Source organism: Micromonospora sp. NPDC005305 (assembly GCF_040607315.1).
Taxonomy (GTDB): domain Bacteria; phylum Actinomycetota; class Actinomycetes; order Mycobacteriales; family Micromonosporaceae; genus Micromonospora.
This window is the reverse complement of sequence record NZ_JBEXGL010000012.1, coordinates 201,476-220,504: the sequence shown is the minus strand read 5'-3', so window position 1 is coordinate 220,504 and position 19,029 is coordinate 201,476. Positions and strand designations below refer to the sequence as shown.

Here is a 19,029-nt window from a genome sequence, read left to right as displayed (position 1 = left end):
GCGAACAGGCCGGGGGGGCCCCCCCACACGAGGCCGCGGGGCCGGGGCCCCCACCCTCGCCGGCCCGGGGGCCGGCCCCCCCCCCCCCCCCCGCCCCTCTCGTCGTTTCCGGGTCAGCCGCGCAGGTGCTCCTCGGAGACCTCCCAGAGCCGCTCGGCGGCCTCCGGATCGCGGGCGTACGGGGCGTAGCCGGTGCGGGTGCCCGGCTGGTTCGGCCCGGCCTCCTGGCAGTCCTCGAAGTACCGGCCACCGACCCCGGCGACCAGCGGCGAGGCGGCGACCAGCACCGAGGTGGCCGCTCCCTGCTCGGTGTTCTTCCAGCTCGGCGAGTCCCCGCCGCCGCTCTCGGCGCGCAGCCGGGCCAGGTCCTCGTCGCTCACGTAGCGCTGCAGGTTGGTCCGGATCGCGCCCGGCATGAGCGCGTTGGTGTAGATCCCGTCGTCGGCCCAGCGCCGGGTGGCGTCCACCGCGAAGAGCACGTTCGCCGTCTTGGACTGCCCGTACGCCGCCCACGGGTCGTACGCCCGCTCGCGGAAGTGGATGTCGTCGAACACCACCGGCGAGCGCAGGTGCGCCGAGGAACTGACCGAGACGATCCGGGCGCCGCCCGCGGCCGCCAGGGACCGGTACAGCCCGGTGGCCAGCGCGAAGTGCCCGAGGTGGTTGGTGGCGAACTGCATCTCCCAGCCCTGCTCGGTGCGCATCTCGGGCGAGGCCATGATGCCCGCGTTGTTGACCAGCATGTGCAACGGCCCGTCCCAGGTGCGGACGAAGGTGGCCACCGAGCCGAGGTCCGCCAGGTCGAGCGGGGCGATCAGGATCCGGTCGTTGCCGGTGGTGCCCGTGATGTCGGCGGCGGCCCGCTGCCCGGCCTCGGTGTTGCGCACCGCGAGGGTGACGTCGGCCCCGGCAGCGGCGAGCGCGCGGGCCGTCTCGACGCCGATGCCGGAGGCGCCGCCGGTGACGACGGCCCGCCGGCCGGTCAGGTCGAGGCCCGCGACCACCTCCAGGGCGGTCGTCTCGCGCGAGAACGGCGTGGTGACGGGTGTGCTGGTGGCCATGATCCATCCTTCTCAGCGGCGGCCCGTGGTGCCCGCGTCTTCCCCGGGTGGCGGCGACGTAACGCGGGACTGGCTCCCCCACCAGCCGGCCTGAGCAGAATCGGGCGCGCCGCGGACCCGGCGCTGACAGACTCGTCCGGTGAGCGGCTTCGGGTGGCGGGGACGGCTCGGGCCGGCCGTGCCGGTGGCACCCGGGGCCCGGGTGGACCGGTTCGAGGTCTTCTTCGACCTGGTCTTCGTCTTCTCGTTCTTCATCATCACCCGGGCCACCGCGCTCGAGGTCACCGGCGGCGCGCTGCTGCACGCGCTGCTGGTGCTGGCCGTGCTCTGGTGGTCGTGGGTGGTGCACAGCATCGTGGCCACCCGGATCCGGCTCGGTGAGGGCTTCGTCCCGGTGCTCATGACGGTGGGCATGGCGGCCCTGTTCACCTTCGCCCTGTCCCTGCCGAACGCGTTCCGGGACCCGCGGGGCAACGCGGCCGGGCCGATCGTCGCGGCGGTCAGCTACACCGTGATCCGCGGCGTGCACCTGCTGCTCTACCTGCACGCCGTGCGGGACAGCCCGACGGAGCGCCGGCAGCTCCTCCGGTTCACCCCCGAGCTGGTGGGCAGCACCCTGCTGCTGGGGGTCGCCGCGCTGATCCCGCCGAAGATCGACGACCTCTTCTCGTCGGCGGCGATCCGGGACGGGTTGTGGGCGACCGTCGTGCTGCTCCAGTACTCCACCGGTCTGATCGCGGGCACCTGGGGCTGGGGCGTCGCCTCCGCCGAGCACTGGACCGAGCGGTACGACCTCATCCTGATCATCGCCCTGGGCGAGTCGGTCATCTCGGTCGGCGTCGGCAGCAACCTGCTCGGCCAGCCGCCGACCTGGCCGGCCGTGGCGGCGGCTGTGCTCGGCATCTTCTTCACCGCGGCGCTCTGGTGGGCGCACTACGACATGGTCGGGCCGGCCGCCCGGATCGCCCTGCACGCCGCCGAGGACGGTCCGCGCGTCGCCATGGCCCGGGACGCCTACGGCTACCTATTCCTGCCGATGATCGCGGGCATCATCCTGTTCGCGCTCGGCGCGGAAATGATCGTGCACCAGATCGCCGACCCGCACGTGCCGCAGCACCTCTCCGCGCAGGGCCCCGGCGTCCCGCTGCTCTTCGGCGGGGTCATCTGCTACATCTGCGGCAACATGCTCTTCCAGCTCCGTACCCTGCGCACCGTGAGCTGGACCCGGGTGGGCGCCGTGCTACTGCTCGCCGTGAGCATCCCGGTGGCCGCACACCTGCCGGCGCTGGCCGCCCTGGCACTGCTGACCGCGATCACCATCGGCATGGTCGCCGCCGAGGTGGTGGTCTTCGACGAGGGCCGGCGGGCGCTGCGGGGGTTGGTCTTCGAGGAGCGCACCAGCCACGAGGCCCACGAGGCGGCCTACCGGGCGCGCTGGCACGAACCGCACGAGCGCGACGAGGCCGAGTGAGGCCCCCCGTGCTCTAGACTGCTGCGCAGCGTCGCGGTGCACCCGGCAGGAAGGCCGCCGTGGGCATGGAGGCGCGGGACGGCAGGGGACCATGTGCACCCATCCCACCCACCGAGCGCGCGGCTGACCGCCCTCGGCACCCAGTTGATCGAGATCCATGACTGGCTCCGCGAGGAGCTGGCCGGGCTCCGCGCGAGCCTCGACTCCCCCGACGGCGACGGCGCCGCCCTGACCCGGGAGCTGCGCGCGCACTGCGTCGGCTTCTGCGCCGCACTGGACCGGCACCACACCGGCGAGGACGGCGGCGCGTTCCAGGCCCTGGCCGAGCAGGCGCCCGAGCTGCGCCCCGTGCTCGCCGAACTGAGCGCGGACCACCGGGTGGTCGCCGACCTGCTGCGCCGGATCGACGCCCTGCTCGCCGGGGCGACCGACGGCCGGTCCGTCCGGGCCGAGCTGGACGGGCTGGCCGCGCTGCTGGAGTCGCACTTCAGCTACGAGGAGCGGAAACTGGTCGCCGCATTGAACCGGCTGGGCGGCGACCCCGTGGAACTGCTCGGCGTCACGCCACCCGGAAACGGGGACATCCTCGAACGGACGGAGACCGCATGACCATCGACACCGTCGACGCCGCCGCGGCGGGCACCTGGCAGCTCGGCGACCGCACGGTCAACCGGATCGGCTTCGGCGCGATGCGGCTGACCGCGAACGCGGACGGCAGCCCCAGTGACCGGGACCGGGCGGTGACGGTGCTGCGCCGCGCGGTCGAGCTCGGGGTCAACCACATCGACACCGCGGCGTTCTACTTCTCGCCGCTGCGCTCGGCCAACGAGCTGATCAACCGGGCGCTGTCGCCGTACCCGGAGGATCTGGTCATCGTCACCAAGGTGGGGCCGGGCAAGGACCCGTCGGGGCGGTGGTTGCCGATGGCCCGGCCGGACCAGCTCCGCGGCCAGGTCGAGGAGAACCTGCGCCAGCTCGGCCGGGACCACCTCGACGTGGTCAACCTCCGGGTGTACGGCCCGGAGCCGCTGGCCGAGCACTTCGGCGCGCTCGCCGAACTGCGCGTCGCCGGCCTGATCCGTCACCTCGGCGTCTCGGCCGTGACGTCGGAGCAGGTCGCCGAGGCGCGTGCCATCGCCCCGGTGGTCTGCGTGCAGAACTCGTGGGGTCTGGGCTACCGCCGGAGCAACGACGCGCTGATCCGGGACTGCGCCGCGCACGGGACCGCGTTCGTGCCGTTCTTCTCCCTCGCCACCAGCGGGCGGGAGGCCGGGGCGAGCGGCGAGGAGCACGACGAGGTGCGCGCGGTGGCCGGAGCGCACGGGGTGACCCCGGCGCAGGTCCGGCTGGCGTGGACGCTGCGGCAGGGGCCGAACGTGCTCGCCATCCCGGGCACCGGCAACCCGGCGCACCTGGAGCAGAACGTCGCGGCGGCCACCCTGCGGCTCACCGACGACGACCTGTCCCGCCTCGCCGCCGTGCACGAGTCCGCCTGAAAGGAGGGGCCCCCGGTTAACGCCTGGCGTTGTACAGGGGGCCCTTCCTAACATCCGGGCCGGGTTCGGCCCTCGGCAGAATCGGCCCGCGCGGGCTGGCTCGGGAGGTGGCGCGGCGGGAATGCTGGGCTGATGGCGATCTTCTCCGTGCAGGCCCGGCCCACCGACGCGGCCGGCTGGACCGGCCTGGCCCGGCGGGTCGAGGCCGCCGGCTTCGACGCGCTGCTGGCCTCCGACCACCCGGGTCACGGCGCGTCGCCGTTCGTGGCCCTCGCCGCCGCGGCGGCGGTCACGTCGACGCTCGGCCTCGGCTCGTACGTGTCGAACGCCGGTGTGCGGGAGCCGATCCTGCTCGCCACCGATGTGGCCACCCTCGACGTGGTCTCCGGCGGGCGGGCCCGGCTCGGCCTCGGCGCCGGGCACACCCCGGCCGAGTGGCGGGCCGTCGGGCGCGAGCGCCCCGACGTCGCCGCCCGGGTCCGCCGCTGCGTCGCGGTCGCCGAGGCCGTGCGCGACCTGCTGGCCGGGAAAGAGGTCAGCGTGGACATCCCGGAACTGGTCGCCCGGGCCGCCCGGCTCACCGAGCTGCGACCGGTGCAGGGCCGGGTTCCCCTCACCATGGGTACGGCCAACTCGACGCTGCTGCGCTGGGCCGGCGCCCACGCCGACGTGGTCGGCCTGACCGGCTTCGGGCGTACCCTCGCCGACGGTCACCAGCACGACGTGCGGTGGCGGGGTGAGCAGATCGAGGCGCAGCTCGCGCACGTGGCGGCCGGGGCTGCCGGGCGGGACGCCCCGCCCGCGCTGGAGGCCCTGGTCCAGCAGGTGACCGTGACCGACGACGCGGAGGCCGCCGCCGCCCCGATCGCCGCCGAGACCGGGCTGCGCGTCGCCGACCTGCTCGCCACCCCGTTCGTGCTGATCGGTACGGCCGACGAGATCGTCGCCGCGGTCGCCGAGCACCGGCGCCGCTGGGAGGTCACCCGCTTCGTGGTACGCGCCGACGCCGTCGACCAGCTGTCCCCGCTCCTCCCCCGCCTGGCCGCCGTCGCCTGACCGACTCCGGCCGCCCCGGTGCGGCGCCCGGGTTGCTCAGCCGTCGAGGTCCGCGAGCGTCTCACGCAGCCAGGTCAGCTCGGTACGTGTCGTTGCCGTCGCGATCGTGAACAGCCCCTGCCGGAACGGGTCGTCGAAGTCGGCGGCGCGCAGCGGCCGGTCGCCGTCCCAGAAGAAGCTGGCCGGCTGGGTGAGGAAGGTCAGGCGCCGCCGCAGGACCGCCGCCTGGGCGGCCGGGTCGTCGAGGTGCCGCAGGAACGCGAGCAGGGTGAACCAGCGGTTCTCGTCGGTGACGAACAGTTCGTCGGGCTCACGCAGCCGGTCGAGCAGGGCCTGGCGGCCGGCGGCGGTCAGCGACAGCACATGTCGCGGTGCGGCCACCTGGCCGGGCTGGAGCTCGCGGGTCAGCAGTCCGGCCGCTTCCAGACGCTTGAGCAGCGGGTAGAGCGTGCCGTCGGCGATCGGCCGCACGTGCCCGGTCAGGGCGGCGATGCGCTTACGCAGGTCATAGCCGTGCAGCTGTTCGTCGTAGAGGAATCCGAGGGTCGCGAGTTCCAACATGATCCAGATCATACCCTCTCGTCGAGATACCCTCTTGCCTTTATACCTCGGATACAAGGTATCTTCCGTTCTATGCATAGCGCCCTCGTGACCCCGGATGGTTCCCGCATCCGCTGGGTCGAGCTCCCCGGCACCGAACCCACCCGCGTCTACCTGCACGGACTCGGTGCCAGCTCCGCGCCCTACTACGGCGAGGCCGTCGCACATCCCGCGCTGACCGGGCACCGCTCACTGCTCATGGACCTGCTGGGCTTCGGGATCAGCGACCGGCCGGCGCACGCGGCGTACACCCTGGACATGCACGCGGACCTGCTGGCCCACGCGCTGGACCGGGCGGCGGTGAAGGACGCCGACGTGATCGCGCACAGTGCGGGCGGCGCCGTCGCGGTCCTGCTGGCGGCGCGCCACCCCGGGCTGGTACGCCGCCTCGTGCTCGTCGATCCCGCCCTCGACGCGGTGGAGACGTTGCCGACAACGAAACGGCCCGGCAGCTCGGGCATCGGCGTCTACCACACCGAGCAGGCGTTCCTGGACCACGGCTGGGACGAGACGCTGGCCTTCGTCGGGCCGGAGTGGGCGGCCACCATGCGCCTGGCCGGACGGGAGGCGCTCTACCGCACGGCGATGAGCCTGCTCCGCGGCACGACCCCGGGCGTGCGCGAGGAGTTGGCGAGGCTTCCCGTGCCGCGCACGGTGCTGTACCCGGCGGCCGACGGGCCGCGGTTCGACGCGGACCGGCTGGCGGCCGCGGGTGTCGGCGCGGTGGCCATCCCGGACTGCGGCCACAACATCATGGTCGACAACCCGGGACGGTTCGCGCTGGCCGTGGCGGCCGCACTGACCAGCCAGGAATGAGACAACTCGCGTGGAGCCGCGACCGGTTGACCGGGCCGGGGTCCACCACCAGGAGTCGAACGCGCGTACGATGCGAACGATGATCGATGAACGTTTCGCGTTGCCGGCCACCGTGGACGAGCGGACGTTGCTGGAGACCTTCCTGGACTTCCAGCGGGACGCCCTGGTCCGCAAGTGCGCCGGGCTCACCGACGCGCAACTCCGGCTGCGGCCGGTGCCCTCGTCCGGCCTGTCGCTGATCGGCCTGGTCCGGCACCTGGCCACCGTGGAGCGGTGGTATTTCCAGGCGGTGCTCGCCGGCGCCTTCCCGGGCGACCTCTTCGACCTCACCGACGATCCGGACGCCCCGTTCACCGACGTCGCCCGGGCCACCGGCGCGGAGACGTTCGCGCTCTGGCGGGCGGAGGTGGCCACCGCACGGCTGATCACCGCCGAACGCCCGCTGGACGCGGTCGGCCACCACCCCGGCACCGGGAGCGCCCACTCCCTGCGCTGGATCCTCGCGCACATGACCGACGAGTACGCCCGCCACCTCGGGCACGCCGACATCCTGCGTGAGGCGGTCGACGGCCGGACCGGGGAGTGAACCGTGGCTCACTCACGGGAGTCGCGTCGGTGCCGGAGCGAAGGTCAGCGGGCAGGAGTCGGGAACGACGAGTGAGTGATTTCGCTCAACGCATCCGATCCGGCGTCCGTACCCGAAGATATGCGCATGCGGATCCTCATGGCCGGAGTGTCCGGCTTCCTCGGCACCCGACTGGTCGACCGACTCACCGCGGACGGGCACCAGGTCACCCGCCTGGTCCGCCGCGCACCCCGCACCCCTGACGAGCGGCGGTGGAACCCGTCCGCCGCGCAGCTCGACCCGCAGGTGATGGCCGACGCCGACGCGGTGGTGAACCTGGCCGGCGCGGGGGTGGGCGACAAGCGCTGGAACGACGCGTACAAGGGGTTGATCCGGTCGAGCCGGGTGGACAGCACCACCACGCTGGCGATCACCATCGCCGGGCTGCCCGCCGCCGACCGGCCCGCGGCGCTGCTCAACGCCTCGGCGGTCGGCTGGTACGGCAACACCGGTGACCGGACGGTCGAGGAGGACTCGCCGGCCGGCGAAGGCTTCCTGGCCGACGTCTGCCGGGTGTGGGAGGCCGCCACCCGCCCGGCCGAGGACGCCGGGACCCGGGTGGTACGGCTGCGTACCGGGCTGCCGCTGCACCGCGACGGCGGCATGCTCAAGCCGCAGCTTCTGCCGTTCCGGCTCGGGGTCGGCGGCAAGCTGGGCAACGGCCGGCAGTGGGTGCCGTGGATCGCCCTGCGGGACTGGCTGGACGGCGTGGCCTTCCTGCTGGCGCGCGACGACCTCGCCGGTCCGGTCAACGTGGTCGGTCCAGCCCCGGTCACCAACGCCGAGTTCACCCGGGAACTCGCCCGCCAGCTGCACCGGCCGGCGGTCATGCCGGTCCCCGCGCTGGCCCTGAAGGTCGCCCTCGGCGGCTTCGCCCACGAGGCGCTCACCAGCACGCGGGTCCTGCCCGGCGTGCTCGGCAGGGCCGGCTTCACCTGGACCCACCCGGACCTGCCGGGCGCGCTGCACGCCGCCCTCACCGACTGAGCCGGCGAGGGCGGCGGCGTGGTCAGCAGCCGATGACCCAGTAGGCGGGGCCGGTCTGCTTGAGGGTGCTCGTGTAGAAGGTGTTGTAGAGGCCCATCCGCTGGTTGCTGCCCAGCGCGTAGGCGTAGCCGCCGGACTGGTAGGCGCGGCCGGCCGTCACGTGCGCGTAGTTGCTCGCGGTGACGCAGACCGGCGCGGTGGTCGGGGTCGGCGACGCGGTGGCCGTCGGCGTCGGGCTGGGCGTGCCGCCTCCGCCGTTCAGGCCGAAGAAGAGCGCGTCGCGGTAGGTCGAGCAGATGGTGTCGAGGAAGTACGCCCCGGCGGTGCCGCACTGGTCGGTCGCCGAGCCCGGGTCGACCGGGGTGCCGTGGCCCATGCCGGAGACCCGGTAGAGCCGCACCTGGTCGCTGCCGTAGACCTCCAGGCTCGTGCCGGCCGGCAGGGCGGCGGTGCTGGTGGGGGTCTGCGAGACGCCGAGCACGTTGGTCCACTGGTCCCGCGACTCGGCGGCGTTCAGCGGCGCGACCGTGGTGTCCGCGGTGCCGTGCCAGATGGCCACCCGGGGGCGCTTGCCGGTGTAGCCGGCGTAGGCGTTGCGGACCAGGTCGCCCCACTGCGCCGGGGTCTTGTCGACGCCCGGGTTCATGCAGGAGAAGGCATTGACCATGCTGGTGGCGCAGCGGTAGGGGATGCCGGCGATGACCGAGCCGGCGGCGAACACGTCCGGGTAGGTGGCGAGCATGACGGCGCTCATCGCCCCACCGCCGGACAGGCCGCTGACGTAGACCCGGCTCGCGTCGGTGCCGTAGTTCGCCCTGGCGTGGTCCACCATCTGCTTCACGGACAGCGCCTCGCCCTGGCCCCGGGCGGTGTCCCCGGTCTCGAACCAGTTGAAGCAGGAGTTGGCGTTGTTGGCCGAGGGCTGCTGCGGCACGATCACCGTGAACTTCCACTGGTCGGCGTACTTCTGCCAGCCCGAGTTGGTGAAGTAGGTCGAGGCGTTCTGGGTGCAGCCGTGCAGCAGCACCACGGCCGGGGCGTTGGCCGGCAGGCCGTCCGGGCGGTAGGCGTACATGGCCAGGTTGCCGGGGTTCGAGCCGAAGCCGGTGACCTGGGAGAGCGTGGCGGCCTGCGCGGGCAGGGCGGCGACGAGGACGGCGGCCGCGGCCAGCACGACGCCGGCCGCCACCCCGGCCAGGCGGGTGAGAAGGGATGAGGATCGGCGCACGGCGACCTCCTGACGACGAATTGTGAACTGGGTCACTGTCGAGTTGCCGCGACGTTACGTCCGTGTTTCACGCTCCCGGAATGGCCGCCGCTCACACATTCACGAACGCCGAAGTGTGCGGCCGGGGCCGCGCCCGCCGGGTTTCGTGTCTGCCCGGCGGGTCCAGGTCCGGTTGGTAACGTCCGCTGCGTGCCGTCCTCCCCGTCCCTGGCCACCGGCCCGTCGACCGCGCCCGCCACCCGGAACCGGCGGGCCGACCTGGTGCTGGTGCTCGCCGCGGTGGCCCTCGCGCTCTGGGTGACCAGCGGGATGTGGCGGGACCCGAACGCCCTCACGATCACCGTGAACTCCAGCGACCAGGCCCTCTTCGAGTGGCTGCTGGCCTTCGGCGGGCACGCCGTGACCCACGGGGAGAACCCGCTCTTCACCCACCTGATCAACGTCCCGGACGGGGTGAACCTCGCGGTCAACACCTCGATCACCGCGTACGCGGTCGTCTTCGCCCCGCTGACGTACCTCATCGGGCCACCCGCGACGTTCCTGGTGATCCTCACGCTCAACCTCGCCGCCACCGCGGTGGCCTGGTACTGGCTGCTCAGCCGGCACCTGGTCGCCAGCCGGCTGGCCGCCGGGGTGGGCGCGCTCTTCATCGCCTACTGCCCGGCCATGGTGTCGCACGCCAACGCGCACCTGAACTGGACCGCCGGCTGGCTGGTGCCGCTGCTCGTCTGGGGCGTGCTCCGGCTGCGCCGCCCCGGGCGCGCCGTCGCCGGCGGCGTCGTGCTCGGCGTGCTGGTGGCCGTCGCGTTCTCGATCGCCGCCGAGGGGCTCTTCTTCACGGCGCTGGCGCTCGCCCTGTTCCTCCTGGTGTGGGCGCTGCACCCGGCCCGGCGGGCCGAGGCGCGGGCGGCCCTGCCGAGCTTCCTGCGCGGCCTCGGCGTGACCGCGCTCGTCTCCGGGGTTCTGCTCGCGTACCCGCTGTGGCTGCACTTCGCCGGGCCGCAGCGGTTCCACGGCACCGGCTTCGACCCGATGATCCACTCCGAGGACATCGCGGCGTTCGGGTCGTACCCCCGCCGGTCCCTGGCCGGCTGGGCCGGGCTGGGCACCTTACTGGCGCCCAACCCGACCGAGGAGAACTCCTTCTTCGGCATCCCGCTGCTGCTGCTCGCCGTGGCCTGCTTCGTCCTGCTCCGGCGGCGCGCCGACCGGGCGTTCCGGGCCACGCTCACCGCGCTCGGCGTGACCGCGCTGGTCTTCGCCGTGCTCTCCTGGGGGCCCACGGCCAAGTGGAACGGCCGGCAGACCGACCAACTGCTGCCGTTCGGGGTGCTGGACAACCTGCCGGTGGTCAACGCGGCGCTGCCCTCGCGGCTCGCCCTGGTGGTGGCACCGGTGATCGGGCTGCTGCTGGCGTACGCGGTCGACTCGCTGCGCGCCCGGCCGCCCCGGCACCGCTCCACCGAGCTGGCCTGGGCGCTCGGCTTCGCCGCCGCGCTGCTGCCGCTGCTGCCCACCCCCCTGCTGACGAGCGTCCGGGAGCCGGTGCCGGCGTTCATCACCACCGGCGCCTGGCAGCGCTACGTCTCCCCCGGCGGGGTGCTCACCCCGCTGCCGCTGACCGTGGACATCTATCCCGACGGCCAGCGCTGGCAGGCGTACGCCCTGGCGCACCGGCAGGGCGAGTTCCGCATCCCGGCCGGCTTCTTCCTCGGTCCGGGCGGGCCGGACGGCCGGGGCCGGATCGGCCCGGTCCCGCGCACCTTCAGCGCCCTCATGGACCAGGCGGGGCGGACCGGGCTGGTGCCGATCATCACCGACGGCAGCATCCGGGAGTCCCGGGCCGACCTGCACTACTGGGGGGTCGAGACGGTGGTGCTGGCCGACCGGGTGCACGGGGCGAAGTTCGACGTCGACGAGGAGGCGGTGCGGCGCACCGCCACGGCCCTGCTCGGCGCGCCCGAGCGGGTCGAGGACGTCTGGGTCTGGCGGGTGCCGCCCGCCTGACCGGCTGCCGGTCAGGCCGCTGTTCTTGCGACGAGGCTCACGGGGGCCGGTCGGTCCCGGCGGGACTAGGCTGGACGGGTGACCGTGACGACTTCCGGGCTGACCGCCGTCCGCGCCGGCCTGATCGAGTACCAGGCCGCCTGGGACGAGCAGCGCCGGGTGCACGAGGCCGTGGTGGCCGGCGAGCAGGGCGACACCGTGCTGCTGCTGGAGCACCCCAGCGTCTACACCGCCGGCAAGCGGACCGAGCCGTGGGACCGCCCGATGGACGGCACCCCGGTGGTCGACGTGGACCGCGGCGGCAAGATCACCTGGCACGGCCCGGGGCAGCTGGTCGGCTACCCGATCGTCCGGCTGCCCGACCCGGTCGACGTGGTGGCGTACGTCCGGCGCACCGAGCAGCTGCTGATCGACGTCTGCGCCGAGTTCGGGCTGGCCGCCGGCCGGGTCGAGGGGCGCAGCGGCGTCTGGGTGCCGGAGGACGACCGGGGGCCGGCCCGCAAGGTCGCCGCCATCGGCATCCGGGTGGCCCGGGGCGTGACCCTGCACGGCTTCGCGATCAACTGCGACTGCGACCTCGGCCACTACGACCGGATCGTGCCGTGCGGCATCCGGGACGCCGGGGTCACCTCGCTCACCGCCGAACTGGGCCGCCCGATCACGGTCGCCGACGTGCTGCCGGTGGTCGAGCGGCACCTGCCCACCCTGATCCAGGTCTGACCCGGGGTGCGGATCGACCTCGTCACCCTCGTCGTCGCCGACTACGACCCGGCGATCGCCTTCTTCACCGAGGTGCTCGGCTTCGAACTGGTGGAGGACAAGCCCTCGCTGACCAACGACGGCCGGCCGAAGCGCTGGGTGGTCGTCCGCCCGCCGGGTGGCGGGACCGGGCTGCTGCTGGCCCGCGCCGACGGGGAGCGGCAGGCGGCCGCCGTGGGCGACCAGACCCACGGCCGGGTCGGCTTCTTCCTCCAGGTCGACGACTTCGACGCCACCTACCGGCGGATGGTCGAGGCGAAGGTCGAGTTCGTGAAGCCCCCGCGCACCGAGCCGTACGGGCGGGTCGCCGTGTTCCGCGACCTCGCCGGCAACCCCTGGGACCTGCTCGGCCCCGCCTGACGAGGAGAGGACCCCCGATGACCGACGTGATGTCGACCCAGCAACGGATCGCCGAGGAGCTCCGGGTGCCGGCGACCTTCGACGCCGCCGAGGAGATCGAGCGCCGGGTCGTCTTCCTCGCCGATCGCCTGGTCGACACCGGCCTCACCACGCTGGTCCTGGGCATCAGCGGCGGCGTCGACTCGACCACCGCCGGCCGGCTCTGCCAGCTCGCCGCGGAGCGCGCCCGCGCCGCCGGCCACCCGGCCGTCTTCGTCGCCATGCGCCTGCCCTACGGGGTGCAGGCCGACGAGCACCACGCCCAGGCCGCGCTGGAGTTCATCCGCCCGGACCGGGCGCTCACGGTCGACGTCAAGCCGGCCGCCGACGCCGCCCTGGCCGCGCTGGTCGCCGGCGGGCTGACCTTCCGCGACGCCGCCCAGCAGGACTTCGTGCTCGGCAACATCAAGGCCCGGCAGCGCATGATCGCCCAGTACGCGGTGGCCGGCGCGGCGGGCGGGCTGGTGGTCGGCACCGACCACGCCGCCGAGGCGGTCACCGGCTTCTTCACCAAGCACGGCGACGGGGCGGCCGACGTGATCCCGCTGACCGGGCTCACCAAGCGGCGCGTGCGGGCGCTGGCCGCGGCGCTCGGCGCCCCCACCGAGCTGGTCGGCAAGGCGCCCACAGCCGACCTGGAGACCCTGGCCCCGGGCAAGCTCGACGAGGACGCGCTCGGCCTGGCCTACGAGCACATCGACGACTACCTGGAGGGCCGGCCGGTGCCCGCCGAGGTGGAGGCGGCGCTGGTGGCCCGCTACCAGGCCACCGACCACAAGCGCCAGCTCCCGATCGCACCCTGACGCGCCGGGGGGGCGGGTCACCGCACCCGCCCACCACCGGTCAGCCGGGACCGCAGCCACGGCTCGCAGAGCACGATCGCGCCGCCGACGACCCCGCCGATCACCGTCTCCACGCCCCGGTCATAGAGCAGTTGCCCGGCCGGGCGGGCCACCGCGAGCTGCCCCATGAGCAGCGCCATCGGGGTGATGAACAGCAGCGCCAGCCCGTAGTTGCGGCCCACCAGCAGCTCGGTGACGATCTGGAGCACCGCGACCACCAGCACGGTCGCGTACGGTGGCAGCGCCGGGGCCAGCAGCACGGCGCTGGTCAGCAGCCCGAGCAGCGTGCCGAGGATCCGGTGCGCGGCGCGGACCAGTTGGGCGGTGACCCCGGTGGCGCTGAGCGGGGCGACCGCTGCCACCATCGCCCAGTACGGGTGGCCGATCCCAACCGCGGTCGCCACGCCGCCGGCGAGCACCACGGCCAGGGCGTAGCGCATCGGCTGCCAGGTCCACACGTGCGCGAGCCGGGCCGGCCGGCTCCGCTGCCGCCGCAGCACGCTGCCCGCGTTCCCAACCAGCAGGGAGAACAGGGCGCTCAGCCCGGCCAGCGCGGCGGCGACCGGCACGTCCGACACCGTGTGCGGCGCCGAGGCGACCGCGCCGAACGCGAACACCAGGAACAGCGGCCCCGGCGGGTGCCAGTCCTGCGCGGCGGCCAGCACCGCGCCCAGCGCCGCGACGACCGCCGCCACCGGCACCGCGACCCACGCCCGGGACGGCAGCGCGCCGACCAGCACGCCGAGGACCACCGACCCGGTGAGGGCCGCCCCGGCGCTGGCCTGCATGGCCACCCGGGACAGGTGCACGTGGTTGCGGCCGTAGAACGAGGTGAACGCCCCGAAGACCGCGTACACGGACCAGCCCGGGTGACCGGCGGCGAGCACCGCGAGCAGCGGCACGAGGACGCTGATCCCGGCCCGCAGCGCGACCCGGTGGGCGCCCGGCGCCGGCCGCACGTGCAGCAGGCCGCGCAGCGTCGCCCGGAGCTGCTCGGCCATGCTCCTCCTTCGCCTGTGCGTCCTTCATACCGCGCCGCCCGGCGGCAAGGAGGGCCCCCTGTCAACAGACGGGTGCGGCAAGGGGCCTCTCCTTCCCTCAGGGCGTGAGGCGGTGCAGGTCGCGCGGGAAGGCGGTCACCTCCCGGACGTTGGCCGCGCCGGTGAGCCGGGCGACGAAACGCTCCAGCCCGATGGCGAAGCCCCCGTGCGGCGGCATGCCGTGGCGGAACGCGTCCACGTACCCGGCGTACGGCTCGACCGGCTCGCCGCGCGCCGCCAGGGCGGCCAGGTAGTCCTCGTGCCGGTGCAGCCGCTGCCCGCCGGTGACCAGCTCCATCCCCCGGAACAGCAGGTCGAAGCCGTTGGAGTGGGCCGGCCGCGCCGGGTCCGGGTGGGTGTAGAACGGCCGCTTCGCCATCGGATAGCCGGTGACGAAGAGGAAGACCGAGCCGTGCTCGCGCAGTGCCCACTCCCCCAGCGCCCGCTCGTGCGCCGGGGCGAGGTCCGGCTCGTCGGCCGGCGCTCCGGCGATCTTCAGCGCCTCGGTGAAGTGCACGGCGGGGATCTCGGCGGGCACCTCGGGCAGGGTGAGCCCGAGGGTGGCGACGGCCCCGCCGGCCCGCGCCGCGACCTCGGCCAGCATCCCGGCCAGGGTCTCCCGCAGCACGGCCATCACGTCCCGGTGGTCGGCCACGAAGCCCAGCTCGACGTCGAGCGACGTGTACTGGGCCAGGTGCCGGACGGTGTCGTGCGGCTCGGCGCGGAACACCGGCCCGACCTCGTAGACCCGTTCGAAGACGCCGACCATGAGCTGCTTGTAGAACTGCGGCGACTGGGCCAGGTACGCGGGCCGGCCGAACCAGTCCAGCGCGAACACGTTCGCCCCGCTCTCGGTGGACGAGGCGACCACCTTCGGGGTGTGGATCTCCACGAACTGGCGAGCGTCCAGGGCGGCCCGGAAGCCGGCCACCGCCGCCGCCGAGATCCGCAGCGCGGCGGAGCGGGTCGGGTGGCGCAGCGCGGTGGGCGCGTGGTCGAGCTGGGTGGGCAGGGTGGCGGTGAGCGCCGGCCGGTACAGGTCGAACGGCGGCGGGACGGCGGGCGGGCCGAGCGGGCGTACCGTCGGCTCGGCCAGCTCGACCCCGGCGGGCGCCGTGGCGTTCGCGACCACCGTGCCGGTGACCTCGACGACGGTCTCCTCGGGCAGCGACTCGACGGCCGCGCGCACTGCGGGGTCGGTGACCACCACCTGGGAAAGGCCGGCGGCGTCCCGGACGATCAGGAAGGCCACCGACTTGAGCAGCCGGCGGCGGTGCACCCAGCCGGCGATCCGAACGGACTCGCCGACATGGTGGGTGAGCTGGAAGGACAGGATGCGTTGCACGGCGGTTACCTCCTCGATCAATCGCAACGCGATCCCCGGGAGGTGTGGGCGAGCGGGAAACCTCGCGGTGCCACCACACCTTCGCCCCGCGGAAGCGGGGCCTCGTTCGTCGCCTTTTCACCGGGGCCAGCCGGGCGGGGTCTACTGGGCGCGGACGCCGTTCTTCCCGCAGCTCGGGAGGGTCTTCGTGGGCCGGCGCCAGACCGCCTTCCAGCACATCGGCGGCTCTCTGCGCTGGCGGATCGGCCCGCTACTCGGCTCCGTCGCAGCTCTGCCGGGCACGCTAGCACCCGCCGCCGGCACGTGTGACGGGGATTTCTGGTGGCTCGTGTCCGGTGTCACATCATTCGGGGCGTGACGCCGGTCGCCCGACGTTCATCGACGGCCGCCGACCGGCGTACGCTCGGTTTCGTGACGATCGAGCACTCCGCGCCGACGACCGAGCAGGCAGCGCCAACCGCGACTGTCGCACCTGAGGGGCGGCGCATGCTGCGGATCGAGGCGCGCAACGCCGAGACGCCGATCGAGCGCAAGCCGCCGTGGATCAAGGTCAAGGCCAAGATGGGCCCGGAGTACACCCAGCTGCGCGGGCTCGTCTCGCGCGAGGGGCTGCACACCGTCTGCCAGGAGGCCGGCTGCCCCAACATCTACGAGTGCTGGGAGGACCGGGAGGCCACCTTCCTCATCGGTGGCGACCAGTGCACCCGGCGCTGCGACTTCTGCCAGATCGACACCGGCAAGCCGGCCGAGTTCGACGCCGACGAGCCGCGCCGGGTCGCCGAGTCCGTCGCCGCCATGGGCCTGCGCTACGCCACGATCACCGGCGTGGCCCGCGACGACCTGCCCGACGGCGGCGCCTGGCTCTACGCCGAGACGGTCCGGCAGATCCACGCCCTCCAGTCCGGCTGCGGCGTCGAGCTGCTGATCCCCGACTTCAACGCGGTGCCCGAGCAGCTCGCCGAGGTGTTCGGCTCCCGCCCGGAGGTGCTGGCCCACAACGTCGAGACCGTGCCGCGGATCTTCAAGCGGATCCGCCCGGCGTTCCGCTACGAGCGCTCCCTCGACGTGATCCGCCAGGCGCGCGCCGACGGCCTGGTCACCAAGAGCAACCTGATCCTCGGCATGGGCGAGGAGCGGGCCGAGGTCTCCCAGGCGCTGCGCGACCTGCACGAGGCCGGCTGCGAGCTGATCACCATCACGCAGTACCTGCGCCCCTCCCCCCGGCACCACCCGGTCACCCGCTGGGTCAAGCCGGAGGAGTTCGTCGAGCTGCGCGAGGAGGCCGAGGAGATCGGCTTCGCCGGCGTGATGAGCGGCCCGCTGGTGCGCTCGTCGTACCGGGCCGGACGGCTCTACCAGCAGGCGCTCGCCGCCCGCGACGAGGTCGTCGCCGCCGGCTGAGGCCGGCCGTCCACCGCGTCACCCACCGCCGGCCACCCGCCGGATGCCATGATCCCAGGGATGACCGCCGGGGTACGCCAGCAGCCGCGCGAGGCCACCCGCCCGCGCACGCCCCGGCGTCCCCGACTTCCGGCGCTGCTCGCCCTGCTGGTCGGGCTCGCCGGGATCGGCTACCGGCTGGCGCTCCTGCTCGCCGACGCACCGCCCACCAACAGCGACGAGGCGACCATGGGGCTGGCCGCCCTGCACATCGCCCGCGGTGCGGACTTCCCCGTCTGGTTCTACGGCCAGGCGTACATGGGCACGCTGGAGGCGTACCTGGCCGCGCCGCTGGTCGCCCTGGCCGGGCCCTCGGTGCTCGCCCTGCGGCTGCCCACCCTGGCGCTCTACGCCCTCTTCCTCGCCCTGTCCTGGCGGCTCACCCGCCGGCTCGGCGGCGACCGCTGGTACGCCCTGCTGGTCGTGGCCGTGCTCGCGCTCGGCGCCGACCGGGTGGTGAAGAACCAGCTCATCGCCGGCGGCGGCTACCCGGAACTGAACCCGGCCGCCGCGGCGCTGGCGCTGCTCACCGTGGGGCTGTGCGCCGCCGGCCCCGGAGCGCGGCTGCCACTTCGGGCGGGCGGCGCGTCCCGGCCGGCGGCGCGGCCGGCGCCTCAGGCCGTTGCGCCCCGGTCGGCGGTGCGGCTGTCCGGCTGGGCGGCCTGGGGGCTCGTCTCCGGGCTGCTGCTCTGGGTCGACCCGTTGATCCTGCCGTTCGTGCTGGCGCTCGGCGGGGTGCTGGTGGAGCGGCGCCGGCGAGAGCTGGTCGGGCGGGCCGGGGCAGCCCTGGCCGGAGGGCTGCTGCTGGGCGCGGCGCCGATGCTGCTGGACAGCCTCCGGCACGGTCGCAACCCGCTCGCCGCGGTGCTGGCCGCCAGCGGCGCCGACGCGGCGGCGAGCTGGGGCGAGCGGCTGCACGGCGGGCTCGTGCTCGGCCCGCCCCTGGCGATGGGCTTCTGCTCCCCCGGCCACTGCGCCGGGTGGCAACTCTGGTGGGCCCCGGCGTTCCTTGTCCTGCTGCTGCTCGCGGCGATCACCGCCGGGCGCACCCTCCGCCGGCCCGTCCCGCCCGTCCCGCTCTCGTCGTCTCCGGATCTTGGCGACTTTCCGTTCGCCGCGAACGACAACTCTCCAAGATCCGGCGATGATCCCGCCGTGACAGCGGACCGGCGGGTGTCGGCGGCAGTGCGGCTCGCGCTGCTCGCGGGGGCGGCGGCGGTGCTGGCGGCCTACGCGGCGAGCAACGCCGCGGGGCGGACCCCGGTGGAGAGCGCCCGCTACCTCTCGGTCCTGGCGGTCGCCACGCCGGCCCTGCTCTGGCCTCTCTGGTCCGCCGCCCGCCGCGCCGGCCGGGCGCGGGTCCGGGCGGCCGGAGTGGCGGCGGTCGCCGTGCTGGCGGGGATGCTCGGCACCGGAGCGGTCGCGACGGCGGGCGCGATCGGGACCGTGCCGGCCACCCACGCGGAAGCCGACCGGCACCGGGCGCTCGTCGACACGCTCGGCGCGCTGGGCGTGCGACACGTGCGCGCCGGCTACTGGACGTGCAACCGGCTCACCTTCGCCACCGGCGAGGAGGTGCGCTGCGCCGTGGTCGACGACGAGCTGCGCCCCGGGTTCGACCGGCTGCCGGCGTACCGGCGGGCCGTGGACGCCGACCCCGGCGCGGCGTGGGTGGCTCCGGCCGGATCCCCGCTGGCCGCCCGGCTGGACGGGCGGGTCGGATCCGGCCCGGGCGCGCTCGAGGTGGTCACCGCCGCCGGCTGGCGGATCTACCTGCCCCGACGCTGAACCGACCGGCGGGCCGCGTCCTTCCCCGCCCGCCGAGAGGCGACGCCGAGCGCGGCGCCCGGCCGGCTC

General features: G+C 74.3%; 18 protein-coding genes. 13 read left to right on the top strand and 5 right to left on the bottom strand.

What is annotated here, in order from left to right:
• Positions 1-113 precede the first annotated feature (113 nt).
• A complete protein-coding gene (locus ABZS80_RS21625; protein ID WP_355058366.1) occupies positions 114-1,061 on the bottom strand; it encodes an SDR family NAD(P)-dependent oxidoreductase in 948 nt (315 codons plus the stop codon).
• Between the two features lie 139 nt (positions 1,062-1,200).
• Between ABZS80_RS21625 and ABZS80_RS21620 the strand changes: the two genes are divergently transcribed.
• The 4 genes from ABZS80_RS21620 to ABZS80_RS21605 all read left to right on the top strand — a co-directional run bounded on the left by ABZS80_RS21620 (position 1,201) and on the right by ABZS80_RS21605 (position 5,084).
• Positions 1,201-2,532, top strand: coding sequence for a low temperature requirement protein A (locus ABZS80_RS21620; protein ID WP_355058364.1), 1,332 nt, complete (start codon positions 1,201-1,203; stop codon positions 2,530-2,532).
• 93 nt (positions 2,533-2,625) lie between these two features.
• Positions 2,626-3,141 (top strand): hemerythrin domain-containing protein, encoded by a 516-nt coding sequence (locus ABZS80_RS21615; protein WP_355058362.1) that lies wholly within the window; start codon positions 2,626-2,628, stop codon positions 3,139-3,141.
• Positions 3,138-4,028, top strand: coding sequence for an oxidoreductase (locus ABZS80_RS21610; RefSeq protein WP_355058360.1), 891 nt, complete (start codon positions 3,138-3,140; stop codon positions 4,026-4,028). The genes ABZS80_RS21615 and ABZS80_RS21610 overlap by 4 nt, the downstream gene beginning before the upstream one ends.
• A 132-nt stretch (positions 4,029-4,160) precedes the next feature.
• On the top strand, positions 4,161-5,084 hold the full coding sequence (locus ABZS80_RS21605) for an LLM class flavin-dependent oxidoreductase (protein WP_355058358.1): 924 nt from the start codon (positions 4,161-4,163) through the stop codon (positions 5,082-5,084).
• A 36-nt stretch (positions 5,085-5,120) separates the two neighbouring features.
• Here ABZS80_RS21605 and ABZS80_RS21600 read toward each other — a convergent pair whose 3' ends face one another.
• Positions 5,121-5,645, bottom strand: coding sequence for a PadR family transcriptional regulator (locus tag ABZS80_RS21600; RefSeq protein WP_151460964.1), 525 nt, complete (start codon positions 5,643-5,645; stop codon positions 5,121-5,123).
• 72 nt (positions 5,646-5,717) lie between these two features.
• On the opposite strand from ABZS80_RS21600, the gene ABZS80_RS21595 reads away from it, so the two are divergent.
• The 3 genes from ABZS80_RS21595 (at position 5,718) to ABZS80_RS21585 (ending at position 8,112) form a co-directional block, all read left to right on the top strand.
• Entirely contained in the window at positions 5,718-6,500 is a 783-nt protein-coding gene (locus tag ABZS80_RS21595) for an alpha/beta hydrolase (protein ID WP_355058356.1), read from the top strand.
• Between the two features lie 79 nt (positions 6,501-6,579).
• Positions 6,580-7,086: a DinB family protein gene (locus tag ABZS80_RS21590; protein ID WP_355058354.1), complete on the top strand. Its 507-nt coding sequence runs from the start codon at positions 6,580-6,582 to the stop codon at positions 7,084-7,086.
• 126 nt (positions 7,087-7,212) lie between these two features.
• Complete coding sequence (locus tag ABZS80_RS21585; protein WP_355058352.1) at positions 7,213-8,112, top strand: TIGR01777 family oxidoreductase; 900 nt, start codon at positions 7,213-7,215, stop codon at positions 8,110-8,112.
• A gap of 22 nt (positions 8,113-8,134) precedes the next feature.
• Here the strand turns inward: ABZS80_RS21585 and ABZS80_RS21580 are convergent, their stop codons facing one another.
• The gene (locus ABZS80_RS21580) at positions 8,135-9,340 is read right to left on the bottom strand and encodes a PHB depolymerase family esterase (RefSeq protein WP_355058350.1); all 1,206 of its coding nucleotides are present in this window, start codon (positions 9,338-9,340) and stop codon (positions 8,135-8,137) included.
• A gap of 189 nt (positions 9,341-9,529) precedes the next feature.
• Here ABZS80_RS21580 and ABZS80_RS21575 point away from each other — a divergent pair, with 189 nt between their 5' ends.
• From ABZS80_RS21575 to nadE, 4 genes are all read left to right on the top strand, one after another.
• Positions 9,530-11,347, top strand: coding sequence for a DUF2079 domain-containing protein (locus ABZS80_RS21575; protein WP_355058348.1), 1,818 nt, complete (start codon positions 9,530-9,532; stop codon positions 11,345-11,347).
• A 78-nt stretch (positions 11,348-11,425) separates the two neighbouring features.
• Positions 11,426-12,067, top strand: coding sequence for a lipoyl(octanoyl) transferase LipB (lipB, locus tag ABZS80_RS21570; protein WP_355058346.1), 642 nt, complete (start codon positions 11,426-11,428; stop codon positions 12,065-12,067).
• Positions 12,068-12,073: 6 nt separating this feature from the next.
• The gene (locus ABZS80_RS21565; RefSeq protein WP_091319942.1) at positions 12,074-12,466 is read left to right on the top strand and encodes a VOC family protein; all 393 of its coding nucleotides are present in this window, start codon (positions 12,074-12,076) and stop codon (positions 12,464-12,466) included.
• Between the two features lie 17 nt (positions 12,467-12,483).
• Positions 12,484-13,308, top strand: coding sequence for an ammonia-dependent NAD(+) synthetase (nadE, locus tag ABZS80_RS21560; protein ID WP_355058344.1), 825 nt, complete (start codon positions 12,484-12,486; stop codon positions 13,306-13,308).
• A 17-nt stretch (positions 13,309-13,325) separates the two neighbouring features.
• On the opposite strand, the gene ABZS80_RS21555 is transcribed toward nadE, so the two are convergent.
• Together ABZS80_RS21555 and aspS are read right to left on the bottom strand one after the other, a co-directional pair.
• Positions 13,326-14,348: an FUSC family protein gene (locus tag ABZS80_RS21555; protein ID WP_355058342.1), complete on the bottom strand. Its 1,023-nt coding sequence runs from the start codon at positions 14,346-14,348 to the stop codon at positions 13,326-13,328.
• 97 nt (positions 14,349-14,445) lie between these two features.
• The gene (aspS, locus tag ABZS80_RS21550; RefSeq protein WP_355058340.1) at positions 14,446-15,732 is read right to left on the bottom strand and encodes an aspartate--tRNA(Asn) ligase; all 1,287 of its coding nucleotides are present in this window, start codon (positions 15,730-15,732) and stop codon (positions 14,446-14,448) included.
• A 354-nt stretch (positions 15,733-16,086) separates the two neighbouring features.
• On the opposite strand from aspS, the gene lipA reads away from it, so the two are divergent.
• Positions 16,087-17,133: a lipoyl synthase gene (gene lipA, locus ABZS80_RS21545; RefSeq protein ID WP_355058338.1), complete on the top strand. Its 1,047-nt coding sequence runs from the start codon at positions 16,087-16,089 to the stop codon at positions 17,131-17,133.
• 60 nt (positions 17,134-17,193) lie between these two features.
• Complete coding sequence (locus tag ABZS80_RS21540; RefSeq protein ID WP_355058336.1) at positions 17,194-18,960, top strand: DUF423 domain-containing protein; 1,767 nt, start codon at positions 17,194-17,196, stop codon at positions 18,958-18,960.
• Positions 18,961-19,029: the final 69 nt, after the last annotated feature.

Excerpts from the sequence above, each read along its gene's own strand:
- ABZS80_RS21625 (WP_355058366.1), bottom strand. The coding sequence starts at position 1,061 with ATGGCCACCAGCACACCCGTCACCACGCCGTTCTCGCGCGAGACGACC.
- ABZS80_RS21600 (WP_151460964.1), bottom strand. The coding sequence starts at position 5,645 with ATGTTGGAACTCGCGACCCTCGGATTCCTCTACGACGAACAGCTGCAC.
- ABZS80_RS21540 (WP_355058336.1), top strand. The coding sequence starts at position 17,194 with ATGACCGCCGGGGTACGCCAGCAGCCGCGCGAGGCCACCCGCCCGCGC.
- ABZS80_RS21585 (WP_355058352.1), top strand. The coding sequence starts at position 7,213 with ATGCGGATCCTCATGGCCGGAGTGTCCGGCTTCCTCGGCACCCGACTG.
- ABZS80_RS21555 (WP_355058342.1), bottom strand. The coding sequence starts at position 14,348 with ATGGCCGAGCAGCTCCGGGCGACGCTGCGCGGCCTGCTGCACGTGCGG.
- ABZS80_RS21595 (WP_355058356.1), top strand. The coding sequence starts at position 5,718 with ATGCATAGCGCCCTCGTGACCCCGGATGGTTCCCGCATCCGCTGGGTC.
- ABZS80_RS21610 (WP_355058360.1), top strand. The coding sequence starts at position 3,138 with ATGACCATCGACACCGTCGACGCCGCCGCGGCGGGCACCTGGCAGCTC.
- ABZS80_RS21590 (WP_355058354.1), top strand. The coding sequence starts at position 6,580 with ATGATCGATGAACGTTTCGCGTTGCCGGCCACCGTGGACGAGCGGACG.
- nadE (WP_355058344.1), top strand. The coding sequence starts at position 12,484 with ATGACCGACGTGATGTCGACCCAGCAACGGATCGCCGAGGAGCTCCGG.
- ABZS80_RS21605 (WP_355058358.1), top strand. The coding sequence starts at position 4,161 with ATGGCGATCTTCTCCGTGCAGGCCCGGCCCACCGACGCGGCCGGCTGG.